At 44.9% G+C, this 22,667-nt stretch carries 18 protein-coding genes; 8 read left to right on the top strand and 10 right to left on the bottom strand.

From position 1 onward, the window contains the following. The first annotated feature begins 40 nt into the window (after positions 1 to 40). The 6 genes from mnmE to ABD769_RS09855 all read left to right on the top strand — a co-directional run bounded on the left by mnmE (position 41) and on the right by ABD769_RS09855 (position 6,354). Entirely contained in the window at positions 41 to 1,402 is a 1,362-nt protein-coding gene (gene mnmE / locus ABD769_RS09880; RefSeq protein WP_344851270.1) for a tRNA uridine-5-carboxymethylaminomethyl(34) synthesis GTPase MnmE, read from the top strand. Positions 1,403 to 1,647: 245 nt separating this feature from the next. Beyond that, complete coding sequence (locus ABD769_RS09875) at positions 1,648 to 2,121, top strand: helix-turn-helix domain-containing protein (protein ID WP_344851269.1); 474 nt, start codon at positions 1,648 to 1,650, stop codon at positions 2,119 to 2,121. Between the two features lie 764 nt (positions 2,122 to 2,885). Further along, entirely contained in the window at positions 2,886 to 3,863 is a 978-nt protein-coding gene (locus ABD769_RS09870; protein WP_344851268.1) for an NAD-dependent epimerase/dehydratase family protein, read from the top strand. A 130-nt stretch (positions 3,864 to 3,993) separates the two neighbouring features. Then, a complete protein-coding gene (locus tag ABD769_RS09865) occupies positions 3,994 to 5,121 on the top strand; it encodes an aminotransferase class V-fold PLP-dependent enzyme (protein ID WP_344851267.1) in 1,128 nt (375 codons plus the stop codon). A 191-nt stretch (positions 5,122 to 5,312) separates the two neighbouring features. Further along, positions 5,313 to 5,825 (top strand): hypothetical protein, encoded by a 513-nt coding sequence (locus ABD769_RS09860; RefSeq protein WP_344851266.1) that lies wholly within the window; start codon positions 5,313 to 5,315, stop codon positions 5,823 to 5,825. A gap of 25 nt (positions 5,826 to 5,850) precedes the next feature. Then, the gene (locus ABD769_RS09855) at positions 5,851 to 6,354 is read left to right on the top strand and encodes a helix-turn-helix transcriptional regulator (RefSeq protein ID WP_344851265.1); all 504 of its coding nucleotides are present in this window, start codon (positions 5,851 to 5,853) and stop codon (positions 6,352 to 6,354) included. 49 nt (positions 6,355 to 6,403) lie between these two features. On the opposite strand, the gene ABD769_RS09850 is transcribed toward ABD769_RS09855, so the two are convergent. The 7 genes from ABD769_RS09850 to ABD769_RS09820 all read right to left on the bottom strand — a co-directional run bounded on the left by ABD769_RS09850 (position 6,404) and on the right by ABD769_RS09820 (position 14,901). After that, positions 6,404 to 7,753: a hypothetical protein gene (locus tag ABD769_RS09850; protein ID WP_344851264.1), complete on the bottom strand. Its 1,350-nt coding sequence runs from the start codon at positions 7,751 to 7,753 to the stop codon at positions 6,404 to 6,406. A 136-nt stretch (positions 7,754 to 7,889) separates the two neighbouring features. Next, a complete protein-coding gene (gene mobC / locus ABD769_RS09845; RefSeq protein ID WP_344851263.1) occupies positions 7,890 to 9,932 on the bottom strand; it encodes a conjugal transfer protein MobC in 2,043 nt (680 codons plus the stop codon). Positions 9,933 to 9,940: 8 nt separating this feature from the next. Next, on the bottom strand, positions 9,941 to 11,188 hold the full coding sequence (locus ABD769_RS09840; RefSeq protein ID WP_344851262.1) for a relaxase/mobilization nuclease domain-containing protein: 1,248 nt from the start codon (positions 11,186 to 11,188) through the stop codon (positions 9,941 to 9,943). Further along, on the bottom strand, positions 11,170 to 11,577 hold the full coding sequence (locus ABD769_RS09835) for a mobilization protein (RefSeq protein WP_344851261.1): 408 nt from the start codon (positions 11,575 to 11,577) through the stop codon (positions 11,170 to 11,172). The genes ABD769_RS09840 and ABD769_RS09835 overlap by 19 nt, the downstream gene beginning before the upstream one ends. A 165-nt stretch (positions 11,578 to 11,742) precedes the next feature. Then, on the bottom strand, positions 11,743 to 11,973 hold the full coding sequence (locus tag ABD769_RS09830; protein WP_344851260.1) for a hypothetical protein: 231 nt from the start codon (positions 11,971 to 11,973) through the stop codon (positions 11,743 to 11,745). 99 nt (positions 11,974 to 12,072) lie between these two features. Then, complete coding sequence (locus ABD769_RS09825) at positions 12,073 to 14,352, bottom strand: nSTAND3 domain-containing NTPase (protein ID WP_344851259.1); 2,280 nt, start codon at positions 14,350 to 14,352, stop codon at positions 12,073 to 12,075. A 78-nt stretch (positions 14,353 to 14,430) separates the two neighbouring features. Next, the gene (locus tag ABD769_RS09820) at positions 14,431 to 14,901 is read right to left on the bottom strand and encodes a JAB domain-containing protein (protein ID WP_344851258.1); all 471 of its coding nucleotides are present in this window, start codon (positions 14,899 to 14,901) and stop codon (positions 14,431 to 14,433) included. 325 nt (positions 14,902 to 15,226) lie between these two features. Here ABD769_RS09820 and ABD769_RS09815 point away from each other — a divergent pair, with 325 nt between their 5' ends. Then, positions 15,227 to 16,189, top strand: coding sequence for a hypothetical protein (locus ABD769_RS09815; RefSeq protein ID WP_344851257.1), 963 nt, complete (start codon positions 15,227 to 15,229; stop codon positions 16,187 to 16,189). A 31-nt stretch (positions 16,190 to 16,220) separates the two neighbouring features. On the opposite strand, the gene ABD769_RS09810 is transcribed toward ABD769_RS09815, so the two are convergent. Further along, the gene (locus ABD769_RS09810; RefSeq protein WP_344851256.1) at positions 16,221 to 16,823 is read right to left on the bottom strand and encodes a hypothetical protein; all 603 of its coding nucleotides are present in this window, start codon (positions 16,821 to 16,823) and stop codon (positions 16,221 to 16,223) included. Between the two features lie 219 nt (positions 16,824 to 17,042). Between ABD769_RS09810 and ABD769_RS09805 the strand changes: the two genes are divergently transcribed. Continuing rightward, positions 17,043 to 18,242 carry a hypothetical protein gene (locus ABD769_RS09805; protein ID WP_344851255.1) on the top strand — a complete coding sequence of 400 codons (1,200 nt, stop codon included), beginning with the start codon at positions 17,043 to 17,045 and terminating at the stop codon, positions 18,240 to 18,242. Between the two features lie 73 nt (positions 18,243 to 18,315). Here the strand turns inward: ABD769_RS09805 and ABD769_RS09800 are convergent, their stop codons facing one another. Next, positions 18,316 to 22,287: an NACHT domain-containing protein gene (locus tag ABD769_RS09800; protein WP_344851254.1), complete on the bottom strand. Its 3,972-nt coding sequence runs from the start codon at positions 22,285 to 22,287 to the stop codon at positions 18,316 to 18,318. A 103-nt stretch (positions 22,288 to 22,390) separates the two neighbouring features. Then, the gene (locus ABD769_RS09795) at positions 22,391 to 22,651 is read right to left on the bottom strand and encodes a response regulator transcription factor (protein WP_344851253.1); all 261 of its coding nucleotides are present in this window, start codon (positions 22,649 to 22,651) and stop codon (positions 22,391 to 22,393) included. Positions 22,652 to 22,667: the final 16 nt, after the last annotated feature.

Raw genomic sequence — 22,667 nt, 5'->3', positions numbered from 1 at the left:
CCGATAGATTAGACTTATTTTTGCAGCTTTAATACAACACATGAACAACGATCAAGATACCATTATTGCTTTGTCCACTCCTTCAGGTTCGGGGGCTATTGGCGTAATCCGTTTGTCCGGTCCGGATGCAATTTCGCTTACCAATACCGTTTTTGCCGGAAAGGATTTAGAAAAGCAGGACACCCATACTTTACATTTTGGCTTGGTTAAAGATGGCGATCATATTGTTGATGAAGTGGTTGCAGGTTTGTTTGTTGCGCCTAAATCGTACACCAAAGAAAATGTGGTGGAGATTTCCTGTCATGGTTCTAATTACATTATCCAGCAGATTATTAACCTCTTGATCAGTAAGGGAGCGCGTGCGGCGAAACCGGGCGAATTTACCTTACGAGCCTTTTTAAACGGTGCTTTCGATTTAAGTCAGGCAGAAGCCGTGGCAGATTTAATCGCTTCAAATTCGAAAGCTTCGCACGATGTGGCCATGCAGCAGATGCGTGGTGGTTTTGCTAATGAATTAAAAGGCTTGCGTGAACAGCTGATCCATTTTGCCTCGATGATTGAGCTTGAACTCGATTTCGCCGAAGAAGATGTAGAGTTTGCTAACCGTGAACAGTTGAAAAACCTGGTAAACAAAATCAATTATGTACTGCAAAGATTGATTTCCTCATTCGAAATGGGGAATGTGATCAAAAATGGTGTGCCGATTGTTATTGCGGGTAAACCTAATGTGGGAAAATCGACCCTGTTAAATGCACTATTAAACGAGGAACGGGCCATTGTATCTGACATTGCCGGTACCACCCGAGATACCATTGAAGATGAACTGACCATTGGTGGCATTGTTTTCCGTTTTATCGACACCGCCGGGATCCGTGATACAGCCGATATCATCGAAGCTTTAGGTGTAGAACGTACCTTAGAGAAAATGAAACAGGCCAAACTGATCATTTATATGGCCGATGCTTCACAAAGCATCCCTGAGATTGAAGAGCAGGTGAGGGGTCTTGAGCAACTGGCTATTCCTTACCTTATTCTGGTGAATAAAGCTGATTTGATTTCTACCGATCAACGCAAAGCTTTTGAGGGGTTAAATGCTGTTTTCATTTCTGCCAAAGAGAAACAGGGTATTGATGAGTTAAAAACAACCTTGCTGGAACAGGTAAACCTTCACCATATTAATACCAGCGAAACTTTGGTTACGAACATCCGTCATGTAGAAGCTCTTAAACAAACTGAACATGCCTTGCAAAGGGTATTGGCTAATGTAGATAATCCGGTTACTTCCGATTTTTTGGCTATGGATATCAAGCAGGCTTTACATTACCTCGGAGAGATAACTGGAACGGTTACTACCGATGATTTGCTGGAAAATATTTTTACAAAGTTTTGTATCGGCAAGTAATCCTATAGAATTTGTAGATTACTGAATAATAAGGAATAACAAATCGCTAATTACTAAGTAGTTAGCGATTTTTTTATTTCCTAGATTTTCGTAATTTGCCATTGTTATGCATTATTTTGTTGTGAATTTGTAGCTTTTTTTTGACCAGTCAAAGACGTTATACATTGTATGTTCGGTGTTAGGTATTAACTAGTCATAGAAGTACGTGTAAGCACTATGAAGCACATAAAAGGGAGACTTAACTTATGAGTAGTAATCTAAAAATTTTAAGAAATTGCGAGTTTTGTAATCACACCTTTATCGCTAAAAAAACGGTCACCAGATTTTGTAGCAAAGGGTGTAACTCAAAGTATTATAAGGCTAAAGCGAGGGACAGTAAAATCCAGGCATCTGAAATTGAAACAGTAACTAAGGATTTTTCATACCAGGTATCTCGGCTGGAAAATGAAGTCTTATCGGTAGCTGATGTTGCAAACCTTTTGCGCTCACATAAGGGAACGGTATATGGCATGATAAACATAGGTGAGCTAAAGGCTGCGAAAATTCATTTCCGGAAAACGGTAATTCTGCGAACAGATTTTCTTTCGCTTTTTAATGAGCAAATGGGAGCAAAAAATTTTGAAAGAAAGCCAGTTGAGCCTGCTGCTGCGTTCCCTGCGCTGCTCAAAATCATTTTTCATACGCTTTCATGCATTTGCGGCTGCACCGACCTTTTTTGATAAAACCTTATTGAAATTGTTTCCCTTTAATGCCCGATCCTTTATGCAGATTCCCAAACCCGGGAAATCTTTTCAAAAGAAAAAAGGACAAAAAAGAAAGCGTCAGAAGCATGGCCCGGACCCACCGAAGCGGTATAAGTCCCGAAGGGTGGCGATAGCCATTATGCCCGCGAAGGGCAGGGCGGCCATGTACTTCGCTTTCTCTTTTTTGCCCTCTTGCCGCATGCCCAAAATTCCGCCTTATTTCATCTCATGAACCGGTAACCCATTTTACGGCTCGAAAGAAACCCTGTACAGCATAAGATTTGGCATAATCAAATCCATGTAGTCCAAAGTTTCAAAGTCAGGTATTTTTCGGAAATGGGAATGGCCTGATCTAGTTTTGCAGTCCCGGACGCGAAGCCCATTCCTCCGGCCTGTTTAAAGCCTCATGGGTTCCATGGGACGAATAAGCTACAACACTCTCCAGTTAGGGGGGAGAAACTCAAGACGGAAAAGGCGGATGCCTTGACCTTGTTAATTATACGGCGGGGTTCTTCATACCCCCGCCGTTTTTTTAGCCAGGAAAATAGGCAAACTGGGTAAATGTCTGCAGATCAAAAAGTCAACCCCCTTCAAGCAAAACGCTGATTACCTGAGCGCAGAAATTAAAGAGAACCGTAAACCAATAGTTTCCCCTAAAACATGGGCAAAAAACAAAACAAATGAATGACGCGGATCACTCAAGCACAGCAAAAAAAGGATAGACAAATACGCATAGCCAAATGGAAAAAATACTCATCATCGGCGCCTGCGGCCAGATCGGCAGGGAACTCACCGAGACCTTAAGAAAAATACACGGCCGGGAAAACATCATCGCCTCGGACATGCGCCGCGCGGAAGACATCGGGCAGGATTTCCAGCCCTATCTGCAGTTCAACGTACTCGACAGGATCCAGCTCGGCTCCATCCTGCGCAACTATGGCATTACCCAGATCTACCACCTGGCGGCCATGCTCTCGGCAAAGGGAGAAAAGAATCCCCAGCAGGCCTGGACACTGAACATGGACGGTTTGCTCCATGTACTGGATGCCAGCGTGGAATGCGGCATTAAAAAAATCTTCTGGCCGAGCAGCATCGCCGTATTCGGGCCCGATGCCCAGAAGATCAACTGTCCCCAGGTCAATTCCAGCATTCCCTCAACCGTTTACGGCATCAGCAAGGCGGCCGGCGAACACTGGTGCCAGTATTATCACCAGACCTACGGACTGGATATCCGCTCGCTGCGCTTTCCAGGACTGATCTCCTACAAGGCATTGCCTGGCGGGGGTACTACGGATTATGCCGTGGATATCTTCCACAGCGCCGTAGCGGGAGAGACCTTTGACTGTTTTTTAAAGGCGGACACTTTTTTGCCCATGATGTTCATGGAGGATGCCATCCGGGCTACATTGGAAATCATGGATGCCCCGGCCGAAGAGATCAGGATCCGCACTTCCTATAACCTTTCAGCCATGAGCTTTTCGCCTGAGCAGCTTTATTCAGAGATCCGCGAACATTTTCCCAGGTTCAAAATCCGCTATAAGCCCGACGCGCGCCAGCAGATCGCCGATAGCTGGCCCTGCTCGGTGAACGATACACGTGCAATGATGGACTGGGGAGGGATTCCCCGGTACGATCTGGCCGCTATGACCCGCGAAATGATTGAGCAGCTGTCGAGCGCAAAATCGCTCAAGCGCCCCGCAGATCAGGCAGAAGCTTAAAAATGACGTTACATCAACGGCCAAATGCAAACGGAAATTAAAACAAATCGATAATTTAGTCCCTATGGAAAATCCCATCACAAGCGAAGAAATCCAGGCAATCCGCCTGCAGACCAGAGGCTGCAGCTAAATGATCCATTTTAACAATGCCGGTGCATCGCTGCCACCGGATATAGTGGTCGATACCGTTATTGATTATTTAAAAGAAGAAGCCCAAAAAGGGGGGTATGAGACCGAAGCCAAGTACCTGGACCGAATCAATGCGGTCTATGGAAAGATTGCAGGTTTTATCAACGCCGAAACAGAAGAGATCGCGCTTTTTGAAAATGCCAGCGCGGCCTGGGGCACGGCCTTTAAGGGCCTTCAGTTCGAGGACGGTGATGAGATCATCATCAGCGAAATGGAATATGTCACCAATCTGATCGGTCTGGTCGATGCGCAAAAGGCTGCCCAAATCAAGGTAACGGTGATCCCGAACGATGAAAACGGGGACTTTTCGCTTAAACTGCTGGAGGAAAGCATCAATGCAAAAACCAAACTGTTTATCTTTACCCATGTTTCCTCTTCCGGCGGCAGCATCCTGCCGGTCGAGGCCATCGGCGAACTGGCCGAAAAACATGACATTTTATATCTGCTCGATGCCTGCCAGAGCGCGGGACAGATCCCGCTCGATGTGAAAAAGATCAAGTGCGATATGCTTTCGGCCACGGGACGGAAATACCTGCGCGCACCGCGCGGAACGGGTTTCCTGTTCGTCAAAAAAGCCGTTCAGGACAAAATCAGACCCGCACTAAAGGATTTTTTGTCCGCAGGGAATGTTTCGCTCGACGGCTATACCCTTCGTGAGGATGCCCGCCGGTATGAGCTTTACGAGAAAAACCGTGCGCTTACCCTGGGCCTTGTCGCTGCGATCGATTATGCCTCCAGCATAGGTATGGAAAGGATCTGGCAGAGGATCGAAAGCCTGAGCCGACTGCTCCGAGCTAAGCTGGTTGCTATTACTGGAATCACACTGAGGGATCATGGACTGCAGCTCAGTGGCATTGTCACGTTTTCGGCCGATAGCCTGAGCAGCGCCGATATCAAAACCAGACTGACTCAACAGGGGATAAATGTTTCCATCGGAGTACAGCAGGCTACACCGATCTACATGGAGAATACAGGGCAGGAGAGTCTCGTGCGTGCCTCGATTCACTATTACAATACGGAAGGAGAAATCAATCTTTTTATCCAGGTCATCAGCGATATACTTCGCTAAATCGAGTTAAGCTTTAGACTATGCGTATGATTAATGTTTTAAAAACCGGAATTAAATATCTTTCGGCTTAAGGAGATTAGAGTTGAAATAATTTTGGTACAATCTGTACCAAAATTAAAATTAATTTTGTATATTTGATTTAATTCACAGATCGTAAAAAGTTAACCTACTAATGATGATTAATACGAAAAATGACAATAAAAATTATTGTCCTCGCGACAAATGAACAGGCGGATGCCTTAATTAAAGAAGGAAGTCTTGCCCAGATGCCATCTCTGCAAGATGGCTGGAGATTTGATTTCCATAAGCAGCTTAAATACCTAAAGGATGCAACCGCTTATGTCCTGGTCCGGGAGGATACTCCCGATGTGATTGAAGGATGCATGATATTCCAGCTGCTGGATAAAAAAAAGCCCTATATGGCCTTTTTGGAAGTGGCACCGCACAACAAGGGAGATGAAAAGAAACATGATCATGTTGCAGGCTGCCTGATTGCTTATGCCTTCAAGCTCAGTTTGATGCGCGGTGTTGGCGATTACAAGGGGATGCTTTATTTTGAAGTTGGCGAGGAGCGGAAGGAAGATGAAGTTAAGTTAATGCACCTTTATTCCTCCAGGTACAGAGCCATGCGATTGGGGACTACCAATATGATGGTGATCTTCGATGAGAATGGGGAACTACTGATTGAACGCTATCTTAACTAATGGAAGCTAAGAATAGAATATTGCTATGAGTATCGTAAAAGATAACAAAAAAGATTTCAGCATGACCATCGCGCCAAGTGATGGTCATCAGCTGAACAAAGATAAAAAAACGCTTGTCGAAACCTACGCCAGCCAGATTCAGGCCGGCCGTTCGCCCGAGCGTCTGATCAGGAATGAAATGCTTTCGGTGCTGTACCGCTTGGAAGAATACCTCCAACAGGAAGACCTCAAAACAAAAGAGGTATACACCATTGAATATTTCGTAGTGGAATTTTGCAAGGTGCTGGGCTTGAACAAAAGCCAGTTTGCGGGACATCTGGATACGGATGTTTCCAATCTCAACAAATACCTAAAGGGACAGCGCGCCTTCAACACCGAACTGGCCATGAAATTTTCCAGGTTTTTTCACACGCCTGTAGATGTCTGGTTAAAGGTTCAGCTTAAAAATGACCTTATAGCCCTGCATGAAGCCGACAAGGGACACCAGTTTGATAAATACGATTACAAGAAAATACTGCATTTCGCTTAAAACCTTTTATCCGGTGAGAAAGGACTGCACATTAATTAAAGCATGAAAATCAGGGCTGGGGTTTTAGCCAGTGCAGGTTATTTTCCTCTGTATTTTCCCAGGGTACAATCATAGAAGTTATTTCCAGTGGCTCAGGGACATTCAGCGCTACATTATGGAAACGGAATGAGGATTCATCGAAAACATACATCTGATCCGGCGGTGCATAAGACTGAAAAAAATGGCAATAGACCCATGTCAGGTTTTGTCCCTTAATGTCAAACCTGTTCATCGTGCTGTTAATTTTTTTGAACCTTTCCTGTTCAACCTCGGGGCCATCGTAAGTTTCTATTCCAATGTGGATCACTGAATTGGGTACTGTTGGAAGCTGCTGCAAAGCTGCCTTCAGGTGAGCAAAGATGTCCCGTGCTTTTTTTTCTACAGACGCAGGAGCTGTGCATTTCCAATAAATACCATAGGCTTTGCGAATGCGGTCAATGAATACATTATTGCCCAATCCGCTCCCCAATCTGAAATGATCCGCCGCAACACCATGGGTAAAGCCAAAACTGTCGTCACGGCGTCCACCAACAAGCTCGGCCGGTTGCGGAGAGGGGTTCCGGACCGAGAAATTTAGTAAGTGCGCGTGTATCTGGTTATAATTAACCCCTGAAACCCTTACGGTCACTTTTGAATTGGTAAGCAACAAACCGGGTTTGGGCTTTTTCTTCAGCTTATTTTTCAATACGTCCAATAGAAAGGTTTCCTTAAGTTCGGATAATTCTTCGTGGAAGATGACCTCGAGCACTAAATCCATAGCAGCCAGTAAATGGACAACATGCCTGGACATCTTAAGCCATTTCTCTTTTTCCTTATCGGCATATACCGATGCCTTGGACAGTCTTTTACACTCTATAAAAAATTCTTTTCCGTCTTTCACCGCCTTCAGATCAGGCTGCTTTTCAGATTTTAGCTCAGGTAAGAACGATACCTGATAACCGTTTCTTGCCCACAGAAGGGCTGTCAGTAATTCAAAAAGAACCGCGTCTGCTTCAGATGGGTCATTTTTGATAAGTCTCCTGACTTTTTTGTTGACATCTGTTATGGCCTTCAGTTCCTCCAGATGCTCTCCGATACGCTTAAAAATTGCAATCACTCTCGCTCCGGCGACAGGTTCGTAAGAATTTGCATCATGCAGACAGGTGTCCATCAGATACAGATACCAGACGATTTTGTCCCTGTCAAAATTCACCCGCAAAAATTCTTCTTCCGGGAGGCTGGACAGCCCGTGCCCACTCATGATCGCGTGCTCAATATGCTCTTCGACGCGCGCTCTGCGTTTGTTCCATTCCTCGTCGGACATAAAATTCCGAAACCAGTGAAAGCCCCTGCTCACGTCTTCATCAAAATAATTTTGCATAGCCTGGTTTAATTTCCGTTGCATTTGAATTTCTTTATCCCCTAAGTTAAGGATACGCTCCTAAATGTCCTAACGAATTCCTTCATGGTAGAAATTCATCAACGAAAAGCCTAATTCAAATCAGTGGGGATTGCTTTTACATGGAAAGATTCTGTCTTTTGTTCTTGGATCTCTGCATTGACATTTCCTTTTTCAGTTTTTCTTTCCGTTTGCCTTTCTTGTTTTCCTCTTTTTCCCCTTTGGGCAATTTATCCAGTTCCCTCCAAACCAGTTCGGCTACCTCTTTTTTGATCCGAAGGTAATTGACCTGGACATCCTCCCGGGTGACTTTTCGTATCTGGGGAATAGGTATATAATTTTCTTCTTCTTTTTTGATGCCCTCATGATCGTTCTGCAGTTCGGCATGGAACATTTTCTGCGGAATCTTTTCATCTGGGCTGTCCGCCACCAGTCCCACAAATTCTCCAGAGGATAAGGTCGCGATCTTGGATGCAGGAATTGCGTAATCCATCTGTGTAGATCTGGATATCGAAGTGTCTGAACTGTTGATGCTTAAAGACTGCCTGTCCTGCATGATTTTGCCAAAAGTCTCCGAGAGTTTTTTCGCGCTGTCGCCACTGACCTGGCCGCATAACATATTCGCGCAGATGCCCATAATGATTTCCGCCTGCTCTGATCCATATTCTTTTTTCACCTGCTCGATCGACTGGATACCCAGCGTACAGGAAATCAGATTGGATCTGCCCGTCGAAATTGTCGTGATCAGGTTGGCCACCAGAGTCGGGTATTCATCAAAGATCAGGCTGCATTTCTGCTTCCCTTTTTTGTTGATCAGCTTGAGCATCCGGTTCACATAAAGCGACAGCACCGCCCCATAAGTCTCGATCTTCTGCGGATTGTTTCCCATGCAGACCAGTTTCGGGTTTTGCGGATCATTGATGTCCAAAGTGAAGTCGTTCCCCGAGAGCACATAATAGAGCTGGGGAGAAGCCAGCCTGGCCATGCCGATCTTTGCCGACGCAATCTGTCCTTCCAGCTGCGCCTGCGCATTGTTGCGCATGGCCGAGACAAAGGGATTGATCAGTACGCCAACTTCGCCTTCAATTTCAAGCAGCGCAAAGAGTTCGGCATAACCCAGCTGCATCAACTCGATCGCATGGGGCAGGGTGCAATATTTGCCGTTTTCATATTTCCTAAGGAACCAGATCACCGCAGTCAGAAAGTTGATCGGTGACTCCACAAAAAAATCCCCCTGCTTTTTCAGCCAGTCCCTGTTGAGTCCCATCAGGATGGTACGACTGGCCTCGCTGGCATCCGTAATATCTTCTATGCCCTCGGGCGCCAGCGGATTGCAACGGTGGGTGCGCTCCAGGTCCTCAAAGTTGATGATGTAAAAAGATGGCCTGATTGTATACTGATCCTGATAAAGCAATAACTTGTTGTAGGCCATGCGGGTTAAGTCATCAAACTTAAAGTCATAAATAAACATCGAATAACCCTTTTTGATCTGCTGGTCGATGATGTGCCGGATGACAAAATAGGTCTTTCCAGCGCCCGCACTGCCCGCCACCAGGATCGAGCGAAAGGGATTGATGATGTTGATCCAGCCTTTCCGGTGTTCATTTTTCAACTGGTATACCGTGGGCAGGTTGACCGAAAACTCATTGTCCAGCAAACGTTCTTCCTGGGGAAAAGTCTCGTTTTCGGCATTGAAAACGTCCGGGTTCAGGCGGTCTTTTAACAATCGGCTCAGCCTGGAGCCACCGGTCAGGATAAGCAGGTAACCCATCAGGCTCAAGGATATATACAATATGGCCATTCGCTCCATAGCCATATTCAGATAAAGTGCCAGATAAGATAGTCCATAGACCAATAGTCCCGAAACCAGATAGACGCTGATGTTCTCCGCCACTGCCTTTTCATCCTTTTTTCCCCTGACCCCCAAAAGCGACACCGCTAAAAATAGCAGGGCACAAAGCTTTGGCCATAAAATCCCATTCAGCCAGCTCAGCCTGGATAGGTGCGCCATGATCCGGTCGGTGATGCCAGCGGTAAATCCCCAGTGCACAAAGGCCGCATAACAGCAGAGGTAAAAATGGACCACTAAAATAAATATGCTGATCAGCCTGCTGAAATCCATGATTTTGCGCAGGCCCTGCGTGTCTTCGCCTGTATTCATATCTCAATTTATAAAGTAATTTCCTGTACCTGTTTTTTGCCCTTGCGGCATTTCTTTTTTCTTCTGGGCAGTGTTAAGTTTGCCTCGTGATCGGCTTTGGTCAGGATATCCAGTATATGCCCTGGATTTAGAGCTGTATTTTCTGGCGTTCCAGAAATTGATTGCAACGGAGTATATTGTTTTTGAAGTTGTTTTTTGCCCTGCGAGAAAACCGCGTTTTGCTCCAGTCTTTCCGTTATAGCCTTAGCGCTGTAAGCTTTGCCGAGCTCGCTGCCATTGAATATTATTTTTTGCCGGTGATCGATATAGGTAATTCCATACAGATTACCCGCTTCGCTTTTCCGGAATATCGTACTGATCTGCTGTTTATTCAACGTTTTACTAAAACTTTCCATAGAGCAGGCGCGGGGTTTAACCAGCACGCTGTCCAGAATCTTTTTGAACTCCTGTCTGCTTGCCTTTTTTTTAACTGCATTCTTTTCATACCGCTTTTCCAGACTGGCCATAGTAGGTTTCCGGTAAATGCTGCTGGCCTTGATGGGTACCCCTTTAGGCTTTCCTGCTACATCCAGCGCAAAATACTGCAGACCGTTTTTTTTGAACATTTCGCTTTCCGGATTTCCCCGGTCAGCGAGTACCCCAAAATGTTCCAGCAGGGTCTTATAGTCCGCAAAAGAACTGTAAGCGTATTCCTGAAGCACCCGGGTAACGATGTTCGCAATCGCCGATTTAGTCGGTCTTTCCCCATAAGTTAGCCGCTCCAGTTTTTCCCTGATTTGTGACTGCTGTCCTTCAGCCCTTATCAGCCCATATTTTATTTCCAGGGCCTTTCGGGCAGGCTCGGATCGTTTCTTTCCAATATCGTGCAGATCCAGGCGCGTGCCGTCCCGCTGGATATTGGTTGTCACGATATGGATGTGCGGGTGCGCGCTGTCCAGGTGGCGGTAAACCAGAAAGGGCTGATCGCCAATACCGATCTGCTCCATATAGTCCAATGAAATCTGTTGCAGTTTTTCATCGCCCGGCTGATCATCCAGATGAAAGTTCAGGCTGATGTGCAGCGCATTGGTCTTGACTTTGGCGTTCAGGTCTGTCAGGTGTTTAAATCGGTTGAGTTTCTGGCTAAAATCCATTTTGTCGGTTTCGCCCGCAAAACCGCTGGCCAGCAGGAGATAGGCCTCGCCCTGGTTCACCTTATTTTCGTTGTAGTGCAAAATACCGCGTATGGATTTGCCGCTTATGATTTTTGCAACCATACCATCGTTAGCTGATGCACCAGTTTTAAAAGCGTCGTAACCCTTTCATCAACTTCTCCGTAACACTTTGCAGTTTTGGCTACATAAAAAGCCCTTTCAGCGGCACTCTGGCTGGTATGAAAACGATGGGTCTGCTGATTGATATTGATCCCGATGGCCTTGAGCTCCTTTCGGATCAGCGCGAGCTCTTCCATCGTTCCGTTCATGCTCGCATCCTTGTGGAGCAGCGTAATCTGTTCCCTGGACAGTATTTTTCTCGCCAGCTCACAGATGCTCCGGCAGTCGGTCTGCTTTTGCAAAGCCGTCAACCGCTGATATACCTGCGCATTAACCCGCACCCGGATCAGGCGGTTTAACTTATCGTTTTCAGGCAGCTTTGGTCTGGACATCTGTTGAATAATAAGGCCTCACGAGTTGCGAGTGAGGCCCAAAACTCAAGTTTTGCAAGATGTAATTGTCTACAATTATACATCTTGCTGGACGTCCACGCGGACCAGAAACTGGCCAAAGCAACGGATCAGGAAGCCTGGTTTAAAGATTTGAAATAAAGAGGTTTAAATTGTCGGATTTTCCGGACGAGAAAGGGATTTGGATAAGGATCTAACTTCTTCCATCGAAATGGAATCGCGCAGCAGCTGACGGATTTTCTGCCTGGGCGAAGTCCTGACCTTTTTTAACCTCAGGTGTGGAGCGCCATGGAATCTGCGTCCATGGACTTTTGGCGTTTTGAATTTTGGTTCTGTGGGTTTGCCGGTATCAAGCATGTCGAGTTGATCTGTTTTCATCGCTAGCATATTATCTGCTACAAAATTGCATCCCGAAAAAACCGCAATTACCCTACTAGGGTAATTTAGCCTAAAAGTTTAGCTGAGGGCCCAAAAAAACTACTTCAGACTGTCGAACATATCGGAGATATTTTCCTCTTCCGCTCGGTATTCGCTCCGCACATCCTCATCATGATCATAAATTTCATCGGGATCATAATCCCGGTCTCTTTCCTGAAATTTTTCTTCCAGATCGATAATAACATTGGCAAGGTCAATTTTGGTATGGTCCACAATGGCGTGGATATCATCAACAAAATCCCGGATATCAAGCGTGTCTACATTTTCGGCCTCCCAATCAACCATCTGCCTGACCGCCTCCTTATATGCAGCGCTTTTCGAAATAAACTTGGCATAAGTTTCTGTATAGAGGGCTTCCAGTTGCTTAAAATCATGATAGTCGGAGAGCGTCTCAATGTTTGGGGCAAGGGCAGCCAGGATCTTTTCCTCTTCAAAGGGTATTTCATTATGAAAATAAATGACCAGAGATACATAATGCCCAATATCCTCGCTTTGTACATGATTTGGGATCATGATCAGTTTGAAAAACTCCAAAGTAAAGTTTCTCATTGCAATATTATTAGTGTACAGATTTGAATGTCTCAAAAAATTCAGCTTATTGTAAACAGACCTGCGTACCTGATAATAATAAGGTTCTGTGTTCGAGTTTAATCTTTTTTTTAATGTTGAACTGGGCAGCTCAACAAAATTCTGAGTTAATCTATTGACCAGTTTTGTGGCTAGGTAAGGTGTAACAGCAAGATGTGTCCTTCGAGGCCTCTGTGACGGTGTTCCCGGCCCCTCGTAAGCAAAAAAGCTAACCAGTTGGTTAAAAAAGCAAGCGGTATCAATAACATCTCCCATCATATCCTGCAGATCGTTCAGATAGGTGACCAGAAAATCCTGAATGGATGGGTTGGCATAATCGATCACCAGCTTATCCTTGCTGTCTCTGGAAGACCGGATAAAGGTGTTCTCAAGCTCCGTAATGGCCTTGTTAAAAGCAATCTGACTATATACAATCCCGTACTTGGAGGCAAACCTTTCGGCGAAAGCACGGATGAGCAGTTCCAGGTCATTCATCGCAATCGGTGTTCCCGCGGTGAGCAGGTTGGCCAGGATGAGCTGTGAGAATGGCGTGATCTGGCTTTCATAAACGTGTTTCCAGATGCTGTCCTGGTAGTCCAGATAGCCAATGAACTTCGAAACAAACTCCTCTGGCCGAATGGTGCTGATGTTTTCCAGAACCGTTTCAATGATCCTCGGACTATAATTCTTATGGGCGATAATTCTTTGGTAACTGCTTTTTTCCAGTAAGTTTTCGATATACGCCTGATCGAGATTGGAAAAGAAAATATGGTTGTAGAGTATTTTCGAACGGACCTGCTTGGTATAGCCCTCCAGATCAAGGATACAGTTAGCCAGACGGATGGCCGGTTTTTCAAACACCTCATAACTCAGCCTGGCCTGAGCCAATATATATTCCCTGGTGGTCAGGATCAAAAGCTTATTATCGGATTTCGCGATGCGCTCGATAAAGCGGATAATCCGTTCGTCTTCGTTCCGTCCCAGCTTCAGGTGCAGAAAAGTCTTACCCAAAAAATCGTCGAACAAAAACAGCTGTTTTCGGTCCGCATTGTACAGCGAGTAGGCCTCGTCAATCGAACCGGACAGAAAAATAAAATCCTCGTAACCATTCGCCAGATAATGATAAGAGATGACCCTTGCGAGGGTAGTCTTGCCGATTCCAGGGGATCCCGAGATGAGCAGGTAACGGTGTCGTTCGATCAGTTTCAGGCCATCACCAAAGCTGTCATTGCTGACAAATAGCCTGACGGTTTCCTTTATTTTTTCCTCTTCAAAAGCGCTTTGGTTGTATATCTTGCTGTGCAGAATCCGCTGCAGGATCTCGGTACTGGACAGCCACAATTTGAAATGCGACCTTTCCACTTCCGGGAATTTTGATAACAGGTTGTTCAGGTCATCCCTGCCAAAGATGTCCCCAGGAGCAAGTATAAACGGATTAAATAGCGTCAATAGCTGATTTTTCTGTCCAGGCGTCAACCCAACAGAAGTGCAGATGATGTAACGTTCAGGCTTTAGCTTTTTAACCTTTTCCACTTCCTGTTCCAAGTTGGCTTTTAAGCTCGCGAAGCCCGTGTATCTTTTGCACTGAACAATCACTTCCCTTTTTCTCGAACGGCTATGCCGAAGGTCAATCCCGCCATCGCGGCCACTAGTAAAAGATTCCAGGTGGAGGCCAAGTTCCTTTTGCAGCAGATCTCTGGTAAGTACTTCAAATTCAGCTGGCGAAAGGTTCAGGAACGAATAGTCGGGCATAAGCGATCAGATTTGGCAGGACAATTTAAACAAAATATCCAGGATAATTTTAGCTGTTAAACTAACTTGCCACTCCAATTACATGATGCCCTCATCCTTAAAGGAATAATAGCCATACTTCCCAACAATCAGATGATCCAAAACCTGCACGTCCAGCAGTTTACCGGCTTCCACCAGTTTTTTGGTCAACATCAGATCTTGCTCACTGGGTACCAGGAGCTGCGAAGGATGGTTGTGTGCCAGAATCAGGCTGGCACAAAAGGTTTTCAACGCTACGGCAAAAACCAGTTTTGGATCCACCAGCGTCCCATTGGAACTGCCCGAAGAAATCTGCTGGATACCCAGCACATGTCCTGCATTGTTCAGCATTAAAACATAAAACTGCTCGGTCATTTCGATGACGTCATGATCCCAGTGTGCATTAAAAATTTGATAGGCGGGGTTGGATGAGGTCACTTTCGGTCTATCCGACACTTTAAAACCTGGCTGATAACTTACTTTGATTTCCGAAACGCTAAACAGGGATTCTTGAACAACTGCTTTCATCATATTTGAGTTAGATTAAACCATGTATTTCTTTAATTCCCTATGTGCTCCGCTATATTGATAAGAGAAAAAGGGAAAAAAGAAAGCCCTGGAAGCATGGCTCCACAACCGGAGCGGTATAAGTCCCGGAGGGTGGCGCAGCCATTATGCCCGCGCAGGGCAGAAGAGCCATATAGCTTCGCTTTCCTTTTTTATCCTTTTTCCAATTTATCGGCAGCTTTACCAAACCCAGGCTCCAAGAATTGCCCACAGAGATCCCGCATCTGAGGGCTTTTGTTCCTCAAAAAATATCGTATTTTCAGGCATCTAAAAACACTCAAAAAAAAATATGCTTTTTAATTCCATAGACGATCAGGCCAGAGCCCTTCAGAAAATTTTTAACGAACTGGGCATCAAGACCGATCCGGCCGCCGTATCTAAGCGCATTCAGGAACTGAACAATGGGCTGGCACATGAAGATGAATTCATCTACATCCTCAACTGGCTCAAAAACACGACCCTGATCCACAAACTCGACCAGTTCCAGATTCCGGAAAGCACAACAGAAACCCTTCGTGTACCGGATTTGCTCGTGCTCCATGAAAAAGACGGTGAAAAGTCCAATTACCTCATTGAGGTAAAGACCTCACAGGACATCAGGTTAAGCTGGACACCGAAATACTATAACGGGCTTAAGAACTACAGTGAGCGGCTGGGCGTACCCATGCTCATTGCCTGGAAAATGAAAAAATTCAATACCTGGACACTTTTTAAACTTGAAGACTTTATCCAGTTCCAGAAGGGTGGGAATTTCAAAATGGAGCTCGGGGATGCCTACAAACGCAATCTCATGTCCTCACTGTTCGGTGATTACTTTATTGCCCTGCCCGAAGAGTTTTCACTGGTAACCAAAAACAAAAAGCTGGAAAAATGCGTCGGCGAAAACGGTGAAATGAAATGGAAGACCTTTCTGGATTCGGTTTATTTTAACGGGCGGGATAACAAACGTGTCGAAATGGGCAATGTCGGCGTTTTTGCACTGCTATTCTGCCTCCAAATAGAAGAGGCGCAGCAAGAGGACAAAAATTTTATCTACCATAAATCCACGCCTTTACCCAATAAAACCATTTTTGCACAGTCCGTTCCCGCTATTCTTTCCGAAGTCTGGAGCACTGAAAAACGCAGCTGGCTTGAAAAGATCCAACAGAAATCCTATCAGATCGATTACGAAACACTATTAAAAGACCTCAAGCAGGCCATCGGAGAAGGTACAGTCAATGAGCTGCTCTTTACTCAGCCTTACTATCAGTAAAGATTTTAAAAGCCATCTTACTTGATAAGGTTTAAAATAAGCTCAACTGGACTTTGGCAAACCGTAATTCATCAATTGACATCAGGGTTGCCGAAATCACCTTTTGATTGTAATTGGTGGTGTCTGGATCACCCACCTTTTCTTCCATAGCAGACCTTAAGATTGCCAAAGCTTGGTTTAGAGCCTCTATTCTGGAAGGAAAAATCTTTGCATGTACCGAGAGCCCGCTGGCAGATCCCGCAGTTCCATAGCTCATGTTCATTCCATAAGTCCATAATCCATTGGGCCCATGTCCCAGAATGACCGAACTGTAATTCCCATAGCGGCTTTTGTCTGCCATGCCGAACTTAAGTTCTTCCTGTTCCAGAAAAACCGGTCTTTTGAACCAGCCGTACTCATCAAAACTGATCTCGGTAAATCCAAAGTCTAGACCTTTTCGGTAGGCATAGACGTTTAACAGAATCTGCCTTAAACGATCGCCGAACTGGAAAAACCAGTCCAGTTGCTTCACGTTATTTTCATCCGAGGCCTTCACCAGCTCCCCAAAAGTCTCCCGTTCGTGCCAGCAAAAATTATAATCGGCGGCAAACTCCACCAAGCTCTCTTTTTTAAATAATTCAATGACATTTTCCATAACCTTAAGATTTAGTTTTTTTATGCCAGAACAATCAAGTGGAACCGTCCAAGCAGTCAAGGGCGGAGCGCAAGCGACGTTTATATACCCTTGAATGGTCAAGGACGGTAACGCTTAACTTTGCAACCGAAAAAACACTTCGGGCAGTAAACTGCTGAAAAGCCTGCAAATACCATATCCAGTTTTCATCTATGGATTTAACTTGGTATTTTAGTTCCTATGGATCTAAATGCAACACTCTTCAACGAAAGGAAAAACAAGCTCAGGAAAATAAGGGCAATGGCCAACGGTTTTCTCGAGGAAAATATATCCATTAAAACCAAATTGACCGCCAAATGGGAGCAGGAGCGGGTGGAAAGCAACATCGCCCACTTAAAGGAAATTATTGCCGGCCTAAATAAAGAACTCGGCGAGAAGGCCATCAAGGATCACGTTCAAGAATCCCTGATTGAGCTGATGTCCCACAAAAAGGCCAAAAAGAAATCCATGGGTGCTAAGCTGCTCAAAAATTTCACTGAAAATATGGTGCCCTATGAAATCGCCAGATATTCACTGAACTATTCCATTGAAAACGATTTTTATTGGACTAAAGACGGCACAATAGGGGATCACTACGAAGTTGCCCTGGGTATTCGGGATCCCGAAACCTTTGGGGTGTATTGTGGCGAAAAGATCGCCGTTATCAAGGAAACTGTCCTTCCATACCTAAAAGATTACATGGACTACAATGTAGATTTGCTGAATAGCGTTGTGATCAACTTTGAGCAGCAGCAGCCTGCAAACAGCAATATCCTGCTTATGGTGGTCATCGAGGGCATGCTGCGAGCCATGTGCACTAAGCTTTACCTCCGCCAGAATCCAGCAGTTACTCAACAGGAGGCCACAAAATTTGTCAGGAAATACCAGTCCATGGAATCCCTCATCATCAAACCGGACTGGAAAAACGATATCCAATACGATTTTTTTGCTGCGGTCAATCTTGCCAAACATATTGACGATCCGCAACTGGACCAGGCCAAAGAAAAGCTCAGAGTGGCAGAAAAGTTTCAAAAGGAAATCCTCAGCCGCTCGGCGCGTGTAGCTGAGGTACTAGCAGATCCAACTTTGACCGATGAAGACAAACAGGACCGCGCGATGAAAATTACCAATGCGGCCCTTGAGGATATTGCGCCATGGGTGGGTTTTGAAAAACAGCCTGTTTACGTTTCCATTAAAGTTGAGCTGCAGTTTTTGGTCCGCAGGTTCAAGGATGACCGCAATGAAATGATCCATGGCGGCTATGAGTCCTACAATAAAAAATGGAAAAGCAACAGCTATCTGGCTGCCGTAATTGCCACCTGCAACCTGATGAAAAAGCTCGACCGGATTTACGGTGATGTTATTGCTGCAAATTCGTTTGCGATTGCCCAAAGTGGCTAACAAAATAAACTACAATTTATTTCACGGATTTAGTTGCGGTTTTTCTTGCCAGTGTTTGTTTCCTAACAGTCTTTTAGCGTTTTACGGGTTGAGCACTGCTTTCCAGCTCCTGATAACATTTAAGTAAAGGGATATCCAGAGCGGGCAGATCCCTATATTCCGTCAGGAGCTTCTCGTAGGCGAGTAACTGCTTGGGGTTATCATGGGTCTGAAAGATCAGATAAATGCCCTGCCTGTAATTGGCATTGAGATATTTGGTCATCTTGATGCGATATCCCCTGCGCTGCTTTTCATTCTGGATCTCGGGATTTTGCAACAGTTTTAGCTCGACCATAATGGGGCCATAAAGCCCATAAGAAATCAGATAATCATATTTTAACCCATCATAGCTTTCCACTTCCCTGTAGATATCAGATTTTCGAAGGCCGTTTTCCATCAGCGCTTTTTCCAGTGCTATTTTCAACGTTTTCTGGATGAGTACTTCTCCGAGTTTGGGCTCAGATACTGCCGAGCTGGATTTAAGCTGATCGGAAACCCGGTAAAACCCTTCGTTTTCGATCAGGTTTTTGATTTCGGTGTTGATCACCTTGAGAATCAGTTCACGGAGCTCACTGTGGCTGTTGACTGGTAAATAGACTTTGGAAAGAATGTGGTTAAGCCCCTGAATGGCCGAAATAAAAGGCTCAGGGTTTTTCTTTTTCTGGTGCAGGTCTTTGATCAGTTCGTCCAGTTGGAGGCTAAAGGAAAAGGTCTGTTCGGTGACCGGAAATTTAGCTGCAACTTTTCTGAGATCTGAAATGACCTGCGCAGTGATAAAGGTCTTAAAATAAGAATAAATGATCTGTTGCAGGTAAACGCTGTAACGGAAATGCAGTTTTTTATTTCTCAACGAAAATGAATAAGTCAGAAGCTCAAGCATCTGGGCATAGATCAGTGGATCTTCAATGCCATAAAAGCACACGGGGAATTCCGGTCTGTCCATCTCGCTCTCAAAACTGCTGACACCCCTTGCTCCGTTATATTTGTGATCGGTGTCAAATTCGCGAAGCCGTTCCCGCAGTTCCTTGAAACGCCATAAAATGGAATCCCGGTCTTTGAACCTGGTAATCATTGCCGCATTTGCGATATCCTTCAGCTTTAGGCTGCTTGAAGGGGCATCAAAAAATAGCTTAAGATTAGCGAAGTCCTGCTTATCCCGGGCCAGTTCACCCAAAGCTGCAAGTGTCTCTTCCTTTTCCCAGGATTTGACTTTGGGATCCTGCACCAGCTTAAAAAGCACGGGATTGAGTGCGTCCAATTTAAATGTTTTTGCTACTTCTGCCAGTGAGCGGGCACTTAAAGCCAGCATATCGTCTGTCCTGGACATGCAGAAATCATACAGCAATTTCACATCCTTAGCGCTAATGGGGCTGATCGTTTTAACCAGGTTTTGCAGCATATTCTTACGCTGGTGTTCAAAAATATCGATCCTGGGCAGGGTCTTGAGCAATTTTTCGCGATAGGTAATGATCAGCTTTTTTTCGCCCAATAGGTAAGCCGCTTTGAAATACAGTTCGATATGAAACCAGGTATCCTGGTTATGGCTAAAACTGGTCTGATTTTCTTTTACTTGCTGGATTTCGATCTTAAAAACATCCGGCTTGTAGGATTCAAGGATCATGGCAATCACCTCGATGAGTTCCGTTCTATCATCGCTACTGAGCTGGGCTTCGAGCTCATCAAATTTATTGACCAAAAAGGGGATTAGGGCAGGGTTGAAGAACTTTTTATCCTCCAGATAATAATCCCTGAGCTGCTCCAGACTGGTTTTTTCCTTTTTTCCGACATACTGTTTTTTTGTTTTGCTCCAGACCTGAATATATTTTTTATCCAGATAGATATATAAGGGATGATCGTTTACCCGTTCAAGCTGGTTCTGAGCCATCCGCACCACCCGCTCCAGTCGCCATGCTGCATTGTTTTTGATCAGAAAAACTTCAATCAGCTGAAAGGTCGGAACATCGATATGGATCGCCAGTGATCTTACCAGCTCATCTACTGAAGAAAGGAAAGTTTTTAGCTGCATGATCTTTTTAAGGACCATCCGGTCCTTTTTGATCAGATAGATCAGTGATTGCTCACAGATCTTGGGCAGGTAATGCGCGTACCGGTCCTGGGCATAACTGGCCAGCACAAACTTCTGCACAGCACGGTCCACTTTGTTGTTATTCAATGCTTCTATGCTTTCAAAGAGCCGATAGAAACCATGACCATACTGGAAAGTATCATTCCTAAGTCCATCGCTTACCCTGCCAAGGGTATCAAAAACAGCAATAATATTTTTTGCACTCGTGATGTTGTTTATTGCGCTGTCCAGATTGTTGATGTTTCTGCCTAGTAAAATGATCCTTTTGATGAGTGCAATAAGCCTCGGTTCATCGGGAGCCATCTTGGTCAGCGCATGCAAAAGGTTATTGAGCAGATAATCCTCCTTGTTTTCAAACTTATGGATAAGCTTCAGTAAGGGTTCTGGTCGGTTTAAGGCAATCAGCGCATAAAATATAGTTGTATGGATCGAATACAGTTCATCTTTCTGGACCAGTCTGATCAGGTAACCTACCCACAACTCAACCTCCCCGTCATTTAAGCGCCCTGCTTTCGCGAGCGCCTCGATCAACAGGATCTGATTGGCTTGGATGTGTCTTACCGGATCAGTAAGGTCATTTTCAGCATACAGCGGCAAAAGGATGGCCGTGTTGTCCCGGCTGATAAACTTAGATAGCTGGTCATAAATCTGGTAGAACATCTTCCCTTTGGCTGCATAATAATCAAAAACAGTCTGGAAAAATAAATCCTGAAAATGGATATCAAAGAGGTTGGGCGGAATATTCATTAGAATTGCAATCAACTTTTCATCAATACCCTCATGTCTCCTGGTCTGGATAAAGGTTATGATCGGACGCGCAAATTCGGGTTCCATGTCCACCGCGAAGCTTAGCACATCAATCCAGTTCTGCCTCAGGATCTGAAGTTCTGGGTCGATCATCAGGTCATAAATGGTCTGAAACCGGTAACCCAAACGGGTCAGTTCCTTTGCGGCCAGATATTCCTGAAACTCTGAGTTTTCAAACTGCAGCATATCACCAGTTGTTTTCATCACCCTTTCCAGCAAGACATCCAGATCAATGGAATTAAGAAAAATCAGGCTGATGTTAGAATCGGTGAGGTCAAGCAATGTAATAAAATCCTCTTTGGAAATCTGGTTAAGTCCATGAATCTCCATCACCAGCGAGAGCCTTTCCAGCACACGCTTGGTCAGGTACTTTTGGTTGGAGTTTGATTTTTCAGCTTTATCCTCATACTCCAGTTTATAATAAATGACCCTTTCAAAAAGTTCTGACTTGCGTAGGTCACTAATCTCACTGGGCTGCTTCTTATGGTGCAAGATATACTTGCAGAATTCACTTAAGTACCTGGGGACCGATAATATTGATTTTCTGCTGTCAGCCTTGGAGTTCTGAACGATTTTTTCAATATCCTCCCGGCTAAAGTCCAATGTTTTCAAACGAAGTTCCATGAACGCTGATATCTGGAAATCCTCAAACTCCAGCAGCCTGATGAAGCTAAAATTTGCCTCCATTAGCAAATGCTGGATCAGCGGTAAATAATGCGTACGGTTAGTGATGATGAGCTTGATCCCGTGCTCCCTACAATGGTAAAAGACCCTGAGAAAGGTCGCTACGATATCCTTGTTTTCATCCAGCGCGTCAAATATGAAATACGCGCGGTCCTTCGGCATTTCGTTTTTTTCAAGATCGTTCCGGATACCGTTCTCATAATAAAAAGAGAGCTGCTCTTTTTCTAGAAGTTCAACGACCTGTGTGAGGAGCGTGGTTTTGCCATACCCCGGTTCAGCGATAATGAAAAGCTGGTCAAACTCGAGTACATCTTTGGCTTCCAGTTGCCTTGCGGAACCAAAAACATTCATCTCCGTTGGCTTATTCTTCGATAGATCATCGAAGGTATTGTAACGCTGGTAATATTGAGGGATTAAGATAGATTCCATAAAAAGCGCAATTAAGCCCACAAATTAGTATAAACTATAGAATAATGAAAATACTCTTCGTAAAGGATTGCTACTGATAATTTCAGTTTTTCGAGCAAGATCTTTATTGTATAATGCCCTTTCGGAACGCAAGACTTACCAGTCCCGCTGCATTGAGGCATTTATGCCTTTCCTGCATGTTCTTTCTGTGCGTACGCACGGTATTGATGCTCAAAAAAAGTCTGTCTGCTATCTTCTGGCTATCCAGCCCATCGGCCATCAGCTGCAGGATCTCCAGTTCCCTAGGGGTAAAAAAAATCTGTCTTGGCGGTACATTGGACTGCAGGCTTTTCAGTGGTCTGCTCACTTCAACATTGATCTGCATACATTTAGATTAGAGG

The organism is Pedobacter jeongneungensis (assembly GCF_039538295.1).
GTDB classification, from domain to species: domain Bacteria; phylum Bacteroidota; class Bacteroidia; order Sphingobacteriales; family Sphingobacteriaceae; genus Pedobacter; species Pedobacter jeongneungensis.
This window is presented reverse-complemented; position numbering and strand designations above follow the sequence as displayed.